This is a genomic window from Bradyrhizobium sp. 35, from assembly GCF_023073215.1.
GTDB classification, from domain to species: domain Bacteria; phylum Pseudomonadota; class Alphaproteobacteria; order Rhizobiales; family Xanthobacteraceae; genus Bradyrhizobium; species Bradyrhizobium canariense_D.
Map to the genome: position 1 here is coordinate 1 of NZ_JADPJC010000166.1, position 15,340 is coordinate 15,340.

The 15,340-nt window shown below is 59.0% G+C and carries 15 protein-coding genes and 1 pseudogene; 9 read left to right on the top strand and 7 right to left on the bottom strand.

Annotated elements, in window-relative coordinates:
* Positions 1-247: 247 nt before the first annotated feature.
* Positions 248-1,780, top strand: coding sequence for an MFS transporter (locus IVB36_RS38500; RefSeq protein ID WP_247394954.1), 1,533 nt, complete (start codon positions 248-250; stop codon positions 1,778-1,780).
* Positions 1,781-1,939: 159 nt separating this feature from the next.
* Here IVB36_RS38500 and IVB36_RS38505 read toward each other — a convergent pair whose 3' ends face one another.
* Both IVB36_RS38505 and IVB36_RS38510 read right to left on the bottom strand, forming a co-directional pair.
* The gene (locus tag IVB36_RS38505; protein WP_247394956.1) at positions 1,940-2,884 is read right to left on the bottom strand and encodes a DUF5996 family protein; all 945 of its coding nucleotides are present in this window, start codon (positions 2,882-2,884) and stop codon (positions 1,940-1,942) included.
* A 53-nt stretch (positions 2,885-2,937) separates the two neighbouring features.
* Positions 2,938-3,198, bottom strand: coding sequence for a DUF2285 domain-containing protein (locus tag IVB36_RS38510; protein ID WP_247394958.1), 261 nt, complete (start codon positions 3,196-3,198; stop codon positions 2,938-2,940).
* Between the two features lie 150 nt (positions 3,199-3,348).
* Here IVB36_RS38510 and IVB36_RS38515 point away from each other — a divergent pair, with 150 nt between their 5' ends.
* On the top strand, positions 3,349-3,594 hold the full coding sequence (locus IVB36_RS38515) for a helix-turn-helix transcriptional regulator (protein WP_247394960.1): 246 nt from the start codon (positions 3,349-3,351) through the stop codon (positions 3,592-3,594).
* Positions 3,595-3,781: 187 nt separating this feature from the next.
* Here IVB36_RS38515 and IVB36_RS38520 read toward each other — a convergent pair whose 3' ends face one another.
* Both IVB36_RS38520 and IVB36_RS38525 read right to left on the bottom strand, forming a co-directional pair.
* A complete protein-coding gene (locus tag IVB36_RS38520) occupies positions 3,782-4,969 on the bottom strand; it encodes a DUF932 domain-containing protein (protein ID WP_247394962.1) in 1,188 nt (395 codons plus the stop codon).
* A gap of 694 nt (positions 4,970-5,663) precedes the next feature.
* Positions 5,664-6,056, bottom strand: a complete 393-nt coding sequence (locus tag IVB36_RS38525) for a hypothetical protein (RefSeq protein ID WP_247394964.1) — start codon at positions 6,054-6,056, stop codon at positions 5,664-5,666.
* 465 nt (positions 6,057-6,521) lie between these two features.
* On the opposite strand from IVB36_RS38525, the gene IVB36_RS38530 reads away from it, so the two are divergent.
* The 7 genes from IVB36_RS38530 to IVB36_RS38560 all read left to right on the top strand — a co-directional run bounded on the left by IVB36_RS38530 (position 6,522) and on the right by IVB36_RS38560 (position 12,696).
* The gene (locus IVB36_RS38530) at positions 6,522-6,701 is read left to right on the top strand and encodes a hypothetical protein (RefSeq protein WP_247394966.1); all 180 of its coding nucleotides are present in this window, start codon (positions 6,522-6,524) and stop codon (positions 6,699-6,701) included.
* A gap of 270 nt (positions 6,702-6,971) precedes the next feature.
* The gene (locus IVB36_RS38535) at positions 6,972-7,457 is read left to right on the top strand and encodes a septal ring lytic transglycosylase RlpA family protein (protein ID WP_247394968.1); all 486 of its coding nucleotides are present in this window, start codon (positions 6,972-6,974) and stop codon (positions 7,455-7,457) included.
* Between the two features lie 788 nt (positions 7,458-8,245).
* Complete coding sequence (locus tag IVB36_RS38540) at positions 8,246-8,635, top strand: hypothetical protein (RefSeq protein ID WP_346731080.1); 390 nt, start codon at positions 8,246-8,248, stop codon at positions 8,633-8,635.
* The gene (locus IVB36_RS38545) at positions 8,632-8,850 is read left to right on the top strand and encodes a hypothetical protein (RefSeq protein WP_247394970.1); all 219 of its coding nucleotides are present in this window, start codon (positions 8,632-8,634) and stop codon (positions 8,848-8,850) included. The genes IVB36_RS38540 and IVB36_RS38545 overlap by 4 nt, the downstream gene beginning before the upstream one ends.
* 2,455 nt (positions 8,851-11,305) lie before the next feature.
* Positions 11,306-11,626, top strand: coding sequence for a hypothetical protein (locus IVB36_RS38550; protein WP_247394972.1), 321 nt, complete (start codon positions 11,306-11,308; stop codon positions 11,624-11,626).
* Between the two features lie 608 nt (positions 11,627-12,234).
* Complete coding sequence (locus tag IVB36_RS38555) at positions 12,235-12,522, top strand: hypothetical protein (protein WP_247394974.1); 288 nt, start codon at positions 12,235-12,237, stop codon at positions 12,520-12,522.
* Positions 12,523-12,531: 9 nt separating this feature from the next.
* Complete coding sequence (locus tag IVB36_RS38560) at positions 12,532-12,696, top strand: hypothetical protein (RefSeq protein ID WP_247293953.1); 165 nt, start codon at positions 12,532-12,534, stop codon at positions 12,694-12,696.
* 906 nt (positions 12,697-13,602) lie between these two features.
* Here the strand turns inward: IVB36_RS38560 and minE are convergent.
* The 3 genes and pseudogenes from minE to IVB36_RS38575 form a co-directional block, all read right to left on the bottom strand.
* Positions 13,603-13,881 carry a cell division topological specificity factor MinE gene (minE, locus tag IVB36_RS38565; protein ID WP_247394975.1) on the bottom strand — a complete coding sequence of 93 codons (279 nt, stop codon included), beginning with the start codon at positions 13,879-13,881 and terminating at the stop codon, positions 13,603-13,605.
* Complete coding sequence (minD, locus tag IVB36_RS38570; protein WP_247293949.1) at positions 13,878-14,693, bottom strand: septum site-determining protein MinD; 816 nt, start codon at positions 14,691-14,693, stop codon at positions 13,878-13,880. The genes minE and minD overlap by 4 nt, the downstream gene beginning before the upstream one ends.
* Positions 14,694-14,712: 19 nt before the next feature.
* Positions 14,713-14,863: pseudogene (locus tag IVB36_RS38575) on the bottom strand (septum formation inhibitor MinC); the annotation flags it as partial.
* Between the last annotated feature and the right edge of the window lie 477 nt (positions 14,864-15,340).

Genomic DNA, 15,340 nt, shown 5'->3' on the forward strand with positions numbered 1-15,340 from the left:
TTCAGACGGCCCATCATGGATCGACCTCGCCGAGATTCGCGTCAACACAACGGAATCACGGTTCGTGACTTGTCTCGACTTTTGCAACAAAATCGGCCACAAGCAGACATCGGCCTGAGCGGGCATCCTGCCGGATCTGCCGACCACCCGAGCGATCGACCTCGGCGAAACGGGCTGAACCGACGGTTGCCAACGGTACCCGCGAGGCGCACGCTGATAGCGACAGCCACGCTTCTCGAGCCCCCAAATGGTTGGTTTCACACAACCTCCCTGCGAAGCCAACATTATCCGGGCCATACCAGCTTTTGACGCAGCACTGCCGCAAAGACGCAAGCGGCTGACGCTGGTGGCGACCATATTCGGTTCGAGCATGGCATTGGTCGACGGCTCCGTCGTGAATATCGCCCTGCCGGCGATTCAGCACGCCCTGCAAGCAGGGGTGGCCGCGACCCAATGGATCGTTAATGCCTATCTGCTGCTGCTCAGCGCTATGGTGCTGGTTGGGGGGGCGGCTGCCGATCTTTACGGCCGTCGACGCATCTTTGTTTTCGGCATTACGATATTCACCATGGCCTCCATTACGTGCGGCCTGTCGCCGAACATCACCGTGTTAATCGCAAGCCGCGCAATCCAAGGGGTTGGCGCCGCGCTCCTCATCCCGGCAAGCCTCGCGCTATTGGGAGCGACTTTTGACGAGCACGAGCGCAACCATGCGATCGGAGTATGGGCTGGTGTCGGCGCGCTGACCGCTGCCGTCGGCCCGGTACTGGGCGGCTGGCTCGTCGATCAGGTGTCGTGGCGTGCGATTTTTCTGCTCAATTTGCCGCTGGCGGCCGTCGCGACGGGACTTGCGAGCAGCTTCGCGGGCGAAAGCCGAAATGACAATGCAAAATCGCTGGACTGGGCCGGAGCGGCCACGGTTGCCGCCGGTCTCGCCGCGATCAGCTGGGGGCTTGGCGCTATTCCCGCGTCGGGATTTTCTGACAGAACCGTAATTGGCGCGCTCGGATTGGGATTTGTATTGTTCTTGTTATTTCTCGCAATGGAAGTTCGGCTCGGTGCACGAGCAATGATGCCGCTATCGCTGTACGGTTCGCGCAGTTTTTCCGCAGCCAACGTATTGACGCTGTTGCTTTACTTCGCGCTAGGCGGCGCGCTGTATTATCTGCCGTTCGGCTTGATCCGGCTCGGCGGCTACTCCGCGACGCAGGCCGGCGCTGCGCTGCTTCCATTTGCTGTCATCATGGGTTTCGGCGCGCAATTCGCCGGCAGGCTTTCCGATCGTTTCGGGCCGCAGCAGTCGCTCACCTTCGGACCCGTCATCGCAGGCTGCGGTCTGGCGCTGCTGGCTTTTGCCGATTTTCGACAATCCTACTGGGCCGGAGCGTTTCCGGCTATCTGCGTATTTGGCATCGGCATGACCATCACCGTCCCGCCGCTGACCTCGATGGTAATGTCGTCAGTGGGCGACGCCCACGCCGGGGTCGCTTCGGGCGTCAACAACGCGGTCGCCCGGGTGGCAGGTCTCTTTGCAGTCGCGGCGCTCGGCGCCGTTTTGTTCGCCAGCTTTTCGTATCATCTTGCCGGTTCGCCGCGCGCAGAAGCCAACGAAGCGCTGAATGCAATACTGGCCGGACAAGCCGGCATCACCGAAGCCGCAACGGCAGCGTTCGAACGCGCGCTAAGCACAGTGTTGCAGGTGGCGGCGCTCTGCTCCTTGCTAGGCGGCATTCTTTTTCGGTTGTGGATCCGACCGATTGGATCGCAAGCGGCGCGTTGAAGGCGGACGTCTAGGGAGGTCCCAGTCGGGCCGCGCTTCCGCCGATGGCCAATCGCCAACAGATATTCGCGCTTGACGAGCGGCCCCGCTGGCACAGCGTAGTGGCTCGACATCGCGATTGAGGTGCTCTGCCTGACCAAGGGGAAGGCTCGTCGAACTTCATCTCTTCCTATCCAGGGGGCGGGGCAGAAGGGGGTGACCAATCGGACATTCGAGCGCGGCACGATCCCAGCGTCCGACATCAGCTGCCGCCCGATAGGTACTTTCCAGAAACGACATGAGCGTCGCCTCCGGATTGCTCGACTTCCTCACAACCTCGTACGCCAGGAGATATTCCCCAAGCTTCTGATCGAAATATGCGCCCGTCGGCAAAATCTGTTCGTCGGCAAAACCGTTCGGAGTGGGATAGGCATAAGAGTAGAAAGCCGCAAAGTCTGTGCCGCCTCCGCCCGGCCAGAAGCCGGCAGACGAGACTTCATCACTGTAGGCCTCGCGCGTCACTTCGTCCGGTAAACCCGGTACGCCCCCCGGGTGAAGCGGAGCAGGACGTCCGGAGAAGCGCGTCACCGCGAGATCGAAGCTGCCCCAGAAGAGATGGACTGGACTGACCTTTCCGGTGAAGCCCGTCCGAAACCGATGAAACACACCGTCGATCGCAACCAGGGCCCTGAAAAACCGCGTCACTGCGTCTGCATCATAGGGTCGGATCTGACGGTCGTCCTGGAAGGGGATCGGATCGGGGACTTCATTGGGCCGACCGTCGAATTCCGGTGTACCGCCGAGACGTCCCACCAACTCACAGAACCGGGCGTGAAAGTCGGCAACGGACATCGGCCCCAGCGCCATTTCAACCCGGCGGCCATCAGAGGCCTCTCCGATCACGACATGACGGGAGAGATCGAAGGTGATCTCGATACCTGAGGCGTCTGGAACCAGTGAAGTCGTGAGCCCGCGAGCATTCACGTAGAAAGTCGCGTGCCATGAATGATTGACCCACGGCGTCCTCGCGAGCCGATACTTGCCGACTACTTGGCAATACAAATGAAGCGCGGAACAGGTTTCGCGCCACGCCTCGAAGGGGATTTCCGGCCAGATCGCGCTCATAGCGTTTCCTCCTTTGTGTTTGGTCGCACGGACGAGGCGCAGGTGTCGTCCATTCACGTATGAGCATTGACGTCGCAGGCATTTGAGAACGTTTGCAGCGAAAACCGGCTCTGATATGCGGTCCGCGCACGGTCTGGCTCTCGCTCTGGGTCAATATGCAACACCACTCGAGCCACTTCGCGCCAGTCCGCCCCCTCGCCCTCCGCCTGCAGAAGGCGAATGTACGTGACGACATGCTGTTCGTCATAAGCCGTCAGCGTCGGCTCATTCGGTGCGACATCCGCGACGTCAGGATCTAGCTGCGGTTTCGTCATGAGAATGATTCTAATCTTCAAGGAGGTCGAGCAGGACAATACGTCTCACTTTAGCCTCATTCCGATCTTGTCCACCAGCGATCGACTCTGAATACATATTATAGAAGATAAACCTCATAGTGTGTAAAGACGCAACTTGCGCCGATGGACATGCGCAAGTTGGTCGGCCGGAATTTCGCAAGACTGCGGAAGCAAAAGCGCTTCACGCAGGAGAAATTCGCCGAAGCGTCCGGCTTCACGCAGCAATATATCAGTGACCTGGAGCGCGGTCGCCGTAATCCAACTGTCGTAACCTTGTTTGAACTCGCCAGCACGTTGGGCATCAGCCACGTCGATCTCGTTCTTCCAGATGAAGAGGCGCGAGCCGAACGATCAAAACCTGCTAAGCGGAAGTGATCGCGCCGACAGAAATCCATTTCAAATTAGTCGTAGAGCTGACTTTCGCGAGCCGGGCCGGAGGCCCGGCGAGAGCCGGACGCGGAGACGCGTCATCGCCGCCGATCCTGCATGCCGGATCGGCGGCGACGCACTGGGGCCTGAGGGCAAGGCCGCGTAACCAGGCGCCGGTTACGCCGCCCTATCTTCAGATAGCCCGTTCCATCAAACGCTTTGCTTTCCCTTCCAGTTCAAGACGCGTGTCCTGATGAGCCTTGCCGCGAGCAAATGCGGTAATGCCCTGCACGAAATCAAAGATACTTTCCGGCTTGCGATTTTCTTCGCCCAAAACGGTTTCGATGATCTTCGATGTCTCAGATTTGGAAAACCCGCTTTTGCGCAGGAAAGTCTCTCGGTCCTCATCCGTCCGGGCAACGATGCGTTCCCGGGCTGCCTTGATCCCGGCGACGAATGGCGCGGGCGAGGAATTGGCGAAGCTGGTCAGCGCCGGTGCTGCTTCATGGGCGAACCGTTGAGCGGCAAATTTGGAATGCCGGATCGTGATTTCCTCGAAATTCTCGACACCCCAAAGATTCCGGTTCATGCAGACAGCGCGAAGGTAAAAGCTCGCGATTCCCAGCGTCTTGCTGCCGACTTCACTATTCCAGCAGTAAAATCCGCGGAAATACAAATCCGGTGATCCATCCGGCAAACGTCCCGCCTCGATCGGGTTCGTATCGTCGACCAGAAACAGGAACACATCGCGATCGCTGGCATAGAGCGTTGTCGTGTCCTTGGTCACGTCCACAAAGGGATTATGGGTCATAGTTGCCCAGTCCATCACGCCCGGGACCTTCCACCGCGTATCGCCGGTGCCATTGCCCGCGATCTTCATGACCGCAGCAACCAACTCATGGTCCCAGATGCGGCCATAGTCCGGCCCGGTGACAGCACGAAGCTCAACGCGCCCGTTATCGGCTTCCAAGGTTTTCACGAGCTCGGCGCGATGTGACAGCAAGCAGTGTTGCAGGTTGATGGCCGATAGGGCTGCGGGAAGCTGCCGCAGATAGGATGTCGGCGCACCAACGAGCGTGCACAACTGGCCAAAGCTCCAATGTGTCGGCGCCACCGGCTCGTCACGTCCCGGCACCGTCAGGGCCAGACGCTCGGCATTGTCCCGGCTCGCCTCCACCCGGATGGTCCGGCTTTCCACGGTTCGCGCTTGCGCGCGCTCGGCCCGTCCTCGCACTGCTTCATAAAGGTCCGGCAGGGTCAGATACCGCTCGTCATCTGGCCGTGCAAACCACTCGGACGACACCCGACCGATGCGCTGGCCGCGCGATACATCCACGCGGAAACCGCCGGAAGCAGGCTGTTCGCTTTGGGACATGTTCATGGTCGTTCTCCTATTGGCTGAGGTTGAAGCGCAGCGCTGCGCTGCAACCCTGCCCGTCGGCGAGACCTGGGGTAGCAAGGGCAAGGGCGGCCGGAGCGGAGGGGGATCACCCGCCTGACAAGGGCGCGCTAACAGCGCGCGTCTGCACGCGCCTGACGACGACGTCGTCATGAAGAACCTTTGCGCGGAAGACCGGGGATACCGCTCCGGACGGCACGGCGAGCCGTGCTTCACCCTTGCCCACGCGAGGGCGGAGCTGGTGCTGCTGAGAGTGGAACGTCTCGGCGAAGAAATATTGCGGCGGAATATATTGTGGTTCCATCTTCCAATTGTTGACGTGTCGATTCCGGACGAGCGATTCGAGAGGGACCGGGAACGGCGATGCTTTCCAGGATCGGATATCCCCACTGGGTGATCGTCTCAGGAGCTGTCCTCGGGCTGGCGGGATTGATCGGATGGGCGTTCCAAAGAAACCGCAAGCGGCAGAAGAAGTGCGAGAACCCGCAGTACTGATCAACCGGCCGTCGGACCGGAGGCGAGTCCCAAATCGCGTTGAGAGGACCACTCTCAAGGGCAGGTTAAGTGGTCACCAACGTTGACACGTCCCTGCTTCGTTCTCTCTGTTGAAGATGTTCGCGGAAGGCTTTTCCTACTCTCGGAAAGAAATTTCCGGCATTGAACTAAGCGCGAACATCTATCGCTTTGTGCGTGAGTTCTGACGGGCAGTCGCAGCGCTCTCCGCATTCGCGGATGCCAGCCCATCAACGCGTGCGCTGAGCGCGCCTAGTTGATCTGACATTAGCTTGCGATTACTGCCTTCCGAGGCAATTTTGCGCTGGACCTCCGCTATCCGGTCCACAAGGCTTTGCTGGCTTGACTGAATGTCTTTCACCGTTTGCTCAAGAGCTGCTACCGCCCTCTTTGTTTGTTCGACGCCAGAATCTTGACGAATAGCAGTCGCTGCCTGCAGGGCATCAATTCTGTTACTCATCCAAACGAACATGCCTCCAGCCAACACAACAATCAGCGCGACCACGAGCCAAAGCAACACCTGACGGTGCGTGCGTGCAGATTCTGTTGGTTCCATCACGCTTCCTAGGTGAACGCACTCCATCAAACACGTTGAATCGGACTTAGTTGCGACCCCGCCCTCGTGTTGCGTGCAAGATGCCGTGGGAGCCTCTTGTTAGGTTGTGCGTGTTGGCAGGTTCAGCGCGCCCCGCTCTCTTGGGATGCCTAACTTGCCCAATACCGGGATGAGCACCGAAACGTGGCCCGTCGTAAGTGAGCCTCGTCGATACCGGGCCTGTTAGGGTGACTCTGTTGGACGGCAATAACCTTCTCTATCTGTTGGCCAAGCACGGCACCGTTGCTAGGATCTAGCCGAAGCCAAAAAGCTCGGGAATGCTTTGACCCGCTGACAGGGACGGTGTTTGGGTTGCGCTGAACTTGGCGAGCCCGCGGGATCAGGTTACGCAACTTCGAGTCGCACCCCCGAATGCTTGGGGCCTGGGCGGCGCCATAACACAGGGCTCATCCAAAGGAGGCTGCGATGTTCAAGGCGACGCTTAACCCCCTCTGCCTCGAAATCAAGCTGCCCGACAGCGCGTTCGGCACCTGCCTCGGCATGGTCGTCGTGTTCGGCCGGCGATTGCCCCTCAAGCACCGCTCGCCGGGCCATTGGCGTCGGCGGGCGCACGGCCACCCACAACCTCTGCCCCTTTGTCAGTAGGCGGGTTGAAATTTCTCATTTTCCGGATACGCAACTTTTCCCATGGGCTGGTCGTATGTGGTGCGCGAGACTGGCCGCCCCTTAGGCCCCCGGGCCGGTTGCGCTAAATGGCGCGATGCATCGCAGCGAGATAATCGACTTGCTGCGGTGCTTCTCCGCACATCCTCGCAACGTCGGTATGCAATCACCTATTTGCGAGACGCGAATGCGTGTTCAGGAACACTGGCTGATGGGTTGACTTGTGCTTCAATTGTTTGATGAGGCCGAACGATGCGTCTTGTCCTCAGAATGGTTGCGATTGCGACAGTCCCTGCTTGGATTGGATTGAATGCGAACACCGCTGCAGCAGAGGATTTCAATGAGCGGTGGTCCATCACACCAAAGGCTCGCGCTGAGCCGGCTCCTGATGGGCTCGAACAGACAAAGAAGGATGAGCCGCAAGTGCAAGCTCCGAACGGACAACAGACATTGAAAGATCGTCAAGAGCCCTTGAAAGACCGTTCAGCCTCTCGCTCCCTCGACCGAGTGTTCTCCGGAAGAGCCTCATTCTACTCGTACTCAAAGGGCAAGACGGCGAACGGTTCATCGTACGACCGGAATTCACTAACCGCGGCGCACCGCCATCTGCCGTTCGGCACGAGAGTCCGGGTCATTCCATGGGTCCGTGGCCGCGTCCTCGACCTCTCGCTCGCCGCCGCGCGCACCTTGGGGATTACGGATCGTGGCGTGGCTCAGGTTCGTGCTGAGTTGTTGTAGCGGTCGTCCATCGCCTTGCAAAATAGCGCCGCCCCGCGCCCTTACATCAACGGTCCGGTTTTGGGTCTGAAAGTAAGCGCTCAGCCGGAACCCTTGCTTCGGGATCGGTATAGCTATGCGAAAGAAACCGCCGGCTGTGGACGGAGGTGCGCCTGATGGAGCGCTGGACGACTCCATCTGATGCTTAGCTGTTTGGGCGTTACTGGAGCCGCACCGCGGTGATCGTGCTGCGGATCGTGACAGTGCAGATCATGTTGCTGAGACCTACTGTGTCTGCGGCGTTGTTGTCGAATTGAAAGTTCCAGAATTAACCTCCGGCAAGGACATCAAGCTTAACGCGCGACCTTTGTTGCGTTGTTGTCGTATCGCGGAAATACTTTGATAAACGCGAGCATCTTTTTCTGATTTTGTTTCTCGTGACTGCCTTAACCGAAGGCGTCATTATGATCAGGTATTCATCGTACAGCAGCACCAACTATCGCGATAAACCTCGCGAGAAGATTGAATGGCTCGACCCGCTTCAACGACAATATAGCGAATTACTCGAGCTTCGCGAACGGGTGAAACAAGCCGAGGCCGCGAGAGCGCGAAAATCGCGCGACAGGCGACAATCACGAAAATGATTTCGATCGCGCCGCGCTACTTCAATTCGCGAGATTGTGCGCGCCGCTTTGATTTCATGGAGAAGGCCCAAGTTCGCGAATATCTCTCTCGGTCATTATCTTTCTCGGAAACATAGTGGCGATCACGGAAAACTAGATCGCCTCTATAAACGTCTGAAACGTGTCGTGGCTCTGAAGAACCCCGACGCTATTGCGGTAATCGTGACCGCCCTCCGGCTTACTCACGGCGACGAAGCTGCACGAGCCATGCTGGTCGGCGGCATGAGCCTGGCCGCGCTGATAGACGCGATGTTCTCCGCGCCGGTCGGGCGACGCGATGCCGTTCACAACATCACGAGCGCGTTGGACGACTTTGCCATTTCGCCGGAACTCGGCCCGGCCTGGCACCTTCGCTACCTTTACGAAATAACGGCTCGTTTCGCGTCGTCGACATGGAGATTGCGACGCCAACCGGCACGCTGTCCAGTAAAGACATCTGGCTTCGTCTGCCCGTCTAGCTATCTCGGCACCTCTGCGATGTCGCCGGTTGGTTTCAACACCTCTGAATTGCGATGACGAAGAACGACACCGCCGTGTTCGACGCGATGCGCCCTGATCCAAACGGACGGAGACAATGGGCCGGCCGGCTGGGGACGCGCGAGGCAATAAAACGGGATGGCCCGGAGCTGGATCCTGGCTCGCTCGTTTACTGTCCCCACGAGTGGATCAATGCCGCCGGCTATGTTGACCTCGAACTGGTCCGCAAATACCCGCTGATGTTCGCGGTCTAAAGTCGTGACGAACCAGAGCCGACGCGCAAGCGATCCGGACGAACCAGCGATTCGACGGCTGCTAAGCCGAGCGGCAAAACGCAGCCGTACAAAGCCGCCTGTGCCACCTGTGCCGTTCGGCACGGAAACAGATCCGAACTGTGAATTTTCCCGGGCCGAACCAGAGGCCGTTTGGTTCTTCGTCTTCTTGCCGATCTTCATGCTGCTCTATGCAATCGTTGAGAAAATGCACGTGAGATAGCACAGGGCTGACGTGTCGCAGGTGGCGCCAGCCGCCCAAATTCCAATTCACTGGCGGCGCCTTCCCTCGGCCCGGAACAATAGTTTCAACTCTCAGGCAGGGCATGCATCTGTAGGCGTAAGCGGCGGGCAGGTTCCCAATTGCCGGCAACATCGCGAGAAAATCCATTGGCCGCTGACATCTGTTGCAGATGAGAGTTGGTGCCTTGTCCGTGTCACCGCAGCGCGGCATTGAGGGTCCGCCCAAAGGTGAGGACGGTAATTCCGTTGATCGGCGTTTACATCTCCGGGCGACTACCGCCCTGCCGACTCGAAAACAGGCCTCGTCAGCGTGAGCCGCTATTGCTCCGGAACCGAGACTCAGTTCTCACTCCTATCATTGGAGCAAAAAGGGGCGATCGTGAACGGCGAAGCCGGATGCACCGTTTGTAGCCAAGCTCGACTGCTGAAAGCTGTTTTCCCCGTGACCAAAGGCTACGAACTGAAGCGTTATGAATGCGCCAGCTGCCGCAGCGATCTGTGGCTAGTTACGCGAGTGTCCCGATCATCCGCGCCTAAGCAGCAAAGCGGAAGATCCCGCCGAGGTACGCGGCTCAAGACCATCGAAGCGGCCTTGAGGGGCGGTCGTGGCACAGCTAATCCCAAGCTGAAAGGCCGGCCAACGTGAACCGCCGGGCTCCTCTTGGCTGGGGTGAAGGCCTTCTGCCGGCTGTGAACAGATCATCTCGGTGAGAGCTGAACCCGTCGCCATCGCAATCTTGCACGAAGCCATTTCCCCGCCGCGGCGAAATCTCGTTGAAACAGAGGGGGTCGAAGGTGCCGGCATCGAACACGGGGGATGCCACATGCTAGTCCTGATGAACCTGATCTGGCGGCGCCTTGCCTACACGATGCTGGCCGGTATGCGGTCCAAGCTCCGCCAATGACGAGAAGGGCGGCCGCATAAGATGGAAAGCATCCGTCAGAACTGTCCACCAGCGCGCTCCAGAGCCGGCGCCCTCCCTTTGGGCGCCGCGACTTCAACCGCCGGCGGGCCACCGTACGAAAGGGGCTTCCGTTAGACCGCCAACGTCGAAGCCGCGACATTCCGCGGCGATGCCACCCTCTTCCGTGGGTGCGCATTTCAGTGTGTGACTCATCTTTCGGTCAGGCTTGCCGAAAAGCGGCCCCAGGACGGGGGCGGACCTGAGGCCGAAGATTACCTTCCCTATTTGCCTCAGGCTTTTACGCGAAACGACACCCGAGGGCATGTTCCAACCGTCGGCGCGCTAGACAGTTCCACCAAATCGGAACAGGCCCGCCAGCGGGGCGGCCTGCTAGTCTCTTCAAATTTTGATGGTTGTACGAAGGCTGGGTTACAATTTTTGTGTCAGATATCCGAACAGCCCATTGGAGGAAGTCATGGCTGTTCTCGGAGTACTGCTTTTTATTGTTCGCGCAATCTCGGTAATTATCCGCTTCGCTTCCTTATGATCCCGAACCGGCTTGTTGCCGTTTGTGGCCGTGATCGTATCGTTTGTAATCATCTCCGCCAACGCGCCGCCGCAGACAAAGACTGCGAATGCTGCCGAGCGGGCGCCGGCCTACACAAGCTCCGGAGGCTGCAAGACGGACGTCAATGGTGACATGAAGTGTTCTCACGAATCCCAGGTCAATCTCTTTGGGACCACCAGCCGCTCTAGTTCTGAGATGAAGTGCGGGCAAAACCTGGTCACGCTCGCCTACGAATGCAAATCTTCGAGCAGCGCGTATTAAACGATAGAACCCGCGGGGCGGCTTCTCCGCCTCACCCGCCGCGCTGCCGGTTGCGCTTCTTGTGCAACCGGCTTTTCCACACCCACGACGCGCAGTAGCTCGCGACTGTGTCGACCCACTAGGAATCGATAATTTGCGAGCTACTTCGGATGCCGCTTGATAGTGGCATGCGCACTCGCCGATACACGAAATGGTCCGGCCACTATCCGCCCCGAAGCCCTGCGGAATGGCTGGCCGACGGGCATGTGACGTGCAGCATCCAATGCCTGAACGGCTGTTGCGATCGCCGGGTGGACGTGCGGCTCGACACACTCCCGCAGGATCAGCCGTGGTCGCGCGTCGGCTTGCGCCTGGTCTGCTCAGCATGCGGCGCCGCAGGATCTGTGCATATCGTCCCGAACTGGCATGACAGCCGCGGGCAAGTCAGGCCAAGCAGGGACGTGAGGTTTTGATTCCAGCGATGAAGCACGTCACCGAGCGCCCTTTTGCCAATCCGGAAGCCGCCGCCCGCCAGCTCGTTCAGCTCGCTTCGGGCATCGAGGCGGTACAGGATGGCAGAATCCATATCGAGAAGATCAACTACCCCTTCCTCTACACGCTCAAGGCAAGCGGCGCAGAGTTCGGCGCCGGCATCAGGTGCGCTGTCGAGAAGGGCTGGCTGGAGCTGCATGAGAGCGGTACCTACGTGCGGCTGCTGACTTCGGGCCAGGATCTGCTGACGCTCCGTGAGGAACAGAGCGCGGAGTTCGCTGAGTCGCTGGCTGGCCAGTCAGCCCTCTAATCCTGCTCGGAACTGTCAGTCTGTTGATACTGAGCGCCCGAACACCGGAGACGGCGAATGATTGAGAACAACGAGGGCCGCACCCCTTCGCAGTGCACTTCTAGGTCCTTCCAAGCAAGCGGAGGCTGCAGTATCGTTCGCACTTTAAACGTCGGAAATTGCCGAATGAGCAGGTCCGTTTCGGTAATTGCAGCCCGCGGCTTCGTGGCCGGAGTTGCACTCGCTCGCTTTTCTCATCCCGATGCTTTTGTTGACGTCTGCTCATGCGGCCCGCCGCAGAAACCTGCAGCCTTGCCGTCTTACACTGCAAACAACAAAGCTATGAGACATACGGACAGCAACGAAAAATGCGCGGCTGCCGGAGAGCAGTGCAAGCGAAGCGGAACGTTCATCGGTCCTGACACTGGAAACGTCGTTCATGGCTTCGTAAGACAATAAAGTTAGGAGCGTGATTTCATGCTAAGTCGCATTCGAAACTTGGTCTTCAAAATCCAGAAGCGAACTCGTTCGCAGCGCTTCGCTAACAGGGTCCGGCGGATCAGGCGCCTAGCGCGATTGATGACCGTCGTGCAGCGAAAAAGGGCGTGAAGCTTAGGGACAAAGGCATTATGGACGGCAAGCTTTCGCTCTCGGTATTCACAATCGAGGTGGATCGAAACCCGGTCATTGCTTTTTCAGCTCGAAAATATTCGGATGCTGAGACGATCTGTGCCGACCAAAGAGTCCGCGACAAGCTCAGTTCGGCTCGCTCGGGCGGCAGACCTCTTTGTGACGAACTCGCAACCTTGCGCGTGCGACTGTCCAATTCCGACGAAAAGAAGCTTTACCGAGAGCAGACCGCGGCGCGATCGGCAGATGCTGGCCTCCCAGTATATTTGATCAAGATAGATGGATAGCTAAAACTGATGTCTGACCAAGAAACCCACGCGGACACGATGCTAACGGTGGCGCCGTTCGAGCATGCCGAGATCGGACCGGAGCTTTTCCGGGCGGCCTGCCGCATGGGCCTTGAAGGTCTCGTCTCGAAGCATCGCGATCGGCCCTACCGCGGCGGCACGCAAAAGCACTGACAAGGTGAAGAACCGCAGGCACCCAGCAATGGATCGAGAGCTGTGATGGCCGCGGAATTTGAGTAGCCCAGTTCCCAATGAATCAAGTCCGTGCGGGATCTATGCCGCACGGACTTGATTGCAACTGTCCAGGCCCAGCCGGATTCCGTCGCAGCAGATGTAGCGTTCCTGCGATGCCCCTTGAAGGAAGCCCGTCATTTGCGACGGGCTCAAGGTCAGGGAGGAAAGCGCCATGAAGGCGCGGGCTAAACTTTATAACGAATCGCGCCAGTACGGTGTGTCGCAACTCACACTGTGGATAACAAAAGTGCCCGTCGGTCGCGCCATTCGATCGAGCCGCATCAGCCTTGATCCGGCTGCTGAGACTGCCGGTCCGCGCACGATCAATGCACCACGCCGAGGTGAGCAGCCGTCGCGGATGCAGGGCGTCATCACACCCATGGAGCTCTCACACCCATACCCCGTGAGATCATGTAGCGTCTGCCGTGGGACATCGAAGCCGTTCGCCGCGGCGCTGGCAATGGCCGCCCGGCGGTGGGCGACGTCCGCGGCTTTCACCGCCGCTGCGTAGGTCGGTATGCGGCCGGAGTCCCGTCGAAGGCTGCCTTAGCCGCCGCGAGCGCGTTTTGCCTCGTGCTCTCCAAGGTGATGTTGGCCCTATGGCCGCCTCTCGCGATAACGTGCTCATTTCGATTTCTCCTAGGCGGGGGTCGGCTGATCGACGGGAAGACGCAACGCTTGCAGCAGTGACGGATTGAGGACCGCAAACGCTTGAAAGAATTTGGCGAGTGCGTCGAGCATCCCGGGCCGACCGGGTTTTCCCTCGTCGAGCTTTGCAGCCTCGCGAAAGCCACGCGGTATTCCCGGGTAAATGACCCCGTGCTTTCCTCAGGGGCAGGACCTGCGTCAGCCTGCGGCTGCGATCCGTTTATCGAAGTCATTGGGCAGCTCGATATCGACTTCAAGCGTCGACACACTTTCACCTCTATCCATCCGAACGATAACTTTTTCCGGATCGAGCATGACGTGTCGCGAGACCACGGCAAGTATCTCTTCCCGCAGAATCCCCAGTAAATTCGGCTGGCCGCGCAGGCCGCGTTCGTGCGCCAAAAGAATTTGCAGCCTCTCCCGGGCAGCCGGGGCGGAACCGGGGCGGCGGAGCAACCGCAAAACGTTCATGCTCATGCCGCCCTCCGTCCAAGCAGCCGTTCCATAAAGCCCTTGCGTTCGACCGGGACCATCATCGCAATTGTCTCGCCATTCAGGCGCCGCGCCGCATCGGCATAGGCTCGGGCGGGCGCGCTTGTGGCGTTGTTCAGCGTGACCGGGGAGCCGACGTTTGACGCCCGCAGGACGTCCTGGCTTTCGGGAATGATGCCCAGAAGTGGAGTGGTGAGGATTTCGAGAATGTCATCGATGCTGAGCATTTCGCCTCGTGCTGCGCGGCCCGAGTCATACCGGGTGATCAGCACGTGTTTCTTCACCTGTTCGCCCTTCTCTGCCTTTGCAGTCTTGGAATCGAGCATCCCGATAATGCGATCAGCATCACGGACGGACGAGACTTCCGGATTCGTGACGATAACCGCTTCATCCGCATAGCGCATCGCAAGGGTTGCACCTCGCTCAATGCCCGCCGGGCTGTCACAGAGCACCCAATCGAACTTGGTTCGCAGATCGGCGATGACGCGCTCGACCCCCTCATCGGTCAGGGCATCCTTGTCCCTAGTCTGGGATGCAGGAAGCAACCATAGATTCTCGAGCCGCTTGTCGCGGATCAGCGCCTGCGAAAGCTTTGCAACGCCGTGCACGACGTTGATGAGGTCGAATACAACGCGTCGTTCCGCCCCCATGATGAGGTCGAGATTGCGCAGGCCGACGTCGAAATCGACAACTACGACTTTTTCTCCGCTTTGGGCGAGCGCTGCACCGAGCGCGGCGGTGGAAGTGGTTTTTCCAACGCCGCCTTTACCTGACGTCACGACCAAGACTTTGGCCATCCTTACCTCCTTTGCCGGCGCGCCCGACAAGGAATCCGGGCGAACGGGCAAGCGTTGCGTCGATTCCCAAACCAGTTCACAATTGGCATGACCGGGGAAAACACGAACGTGACGTAAGACCGGCCACGGAGACGAACCGACCGACGTTGCAGCCGCACCTTTGAATCCAAGAGTGCCGACTCGCTGTTTTTGGTTGGTTTGTTTTAGATTGAGCGGTGTTCGTAAATCACCGGTTAACGACGTCTTCTTTTCGGCTGCGGACTTGAACAAGCCGATTCCGGCTGAACTCCGTGTTAGCGGACATTCTGGGACTTCGGGTTCGCGTCATGAGCGTCGTTGCGCTGCGATACACGTCGGCCAATCGATTTCGGCCATGGCCCTTCAGCGACGACGCACACTTCACATGCTTGTTCCGATGGCCCCGGACGGCCAGCAAACGAAACGCTGCAAGTACTTGAAAAGTTGCCGCGCAAAAGCCAAGCCGCTGGAGCGGCCGCTAAGGGTCAGAATACGAAAAACTCAAGGTGAGCAAATCTGGTCCGCTATACTGTCATTCGGCCTGCAATATTGACCCCCTAAGCCGGGGGATCGGCGTCCAAAATTGACCCCCTACAGGTTGGTCTGTTGCGCTGCCTGCTTCGTCATGA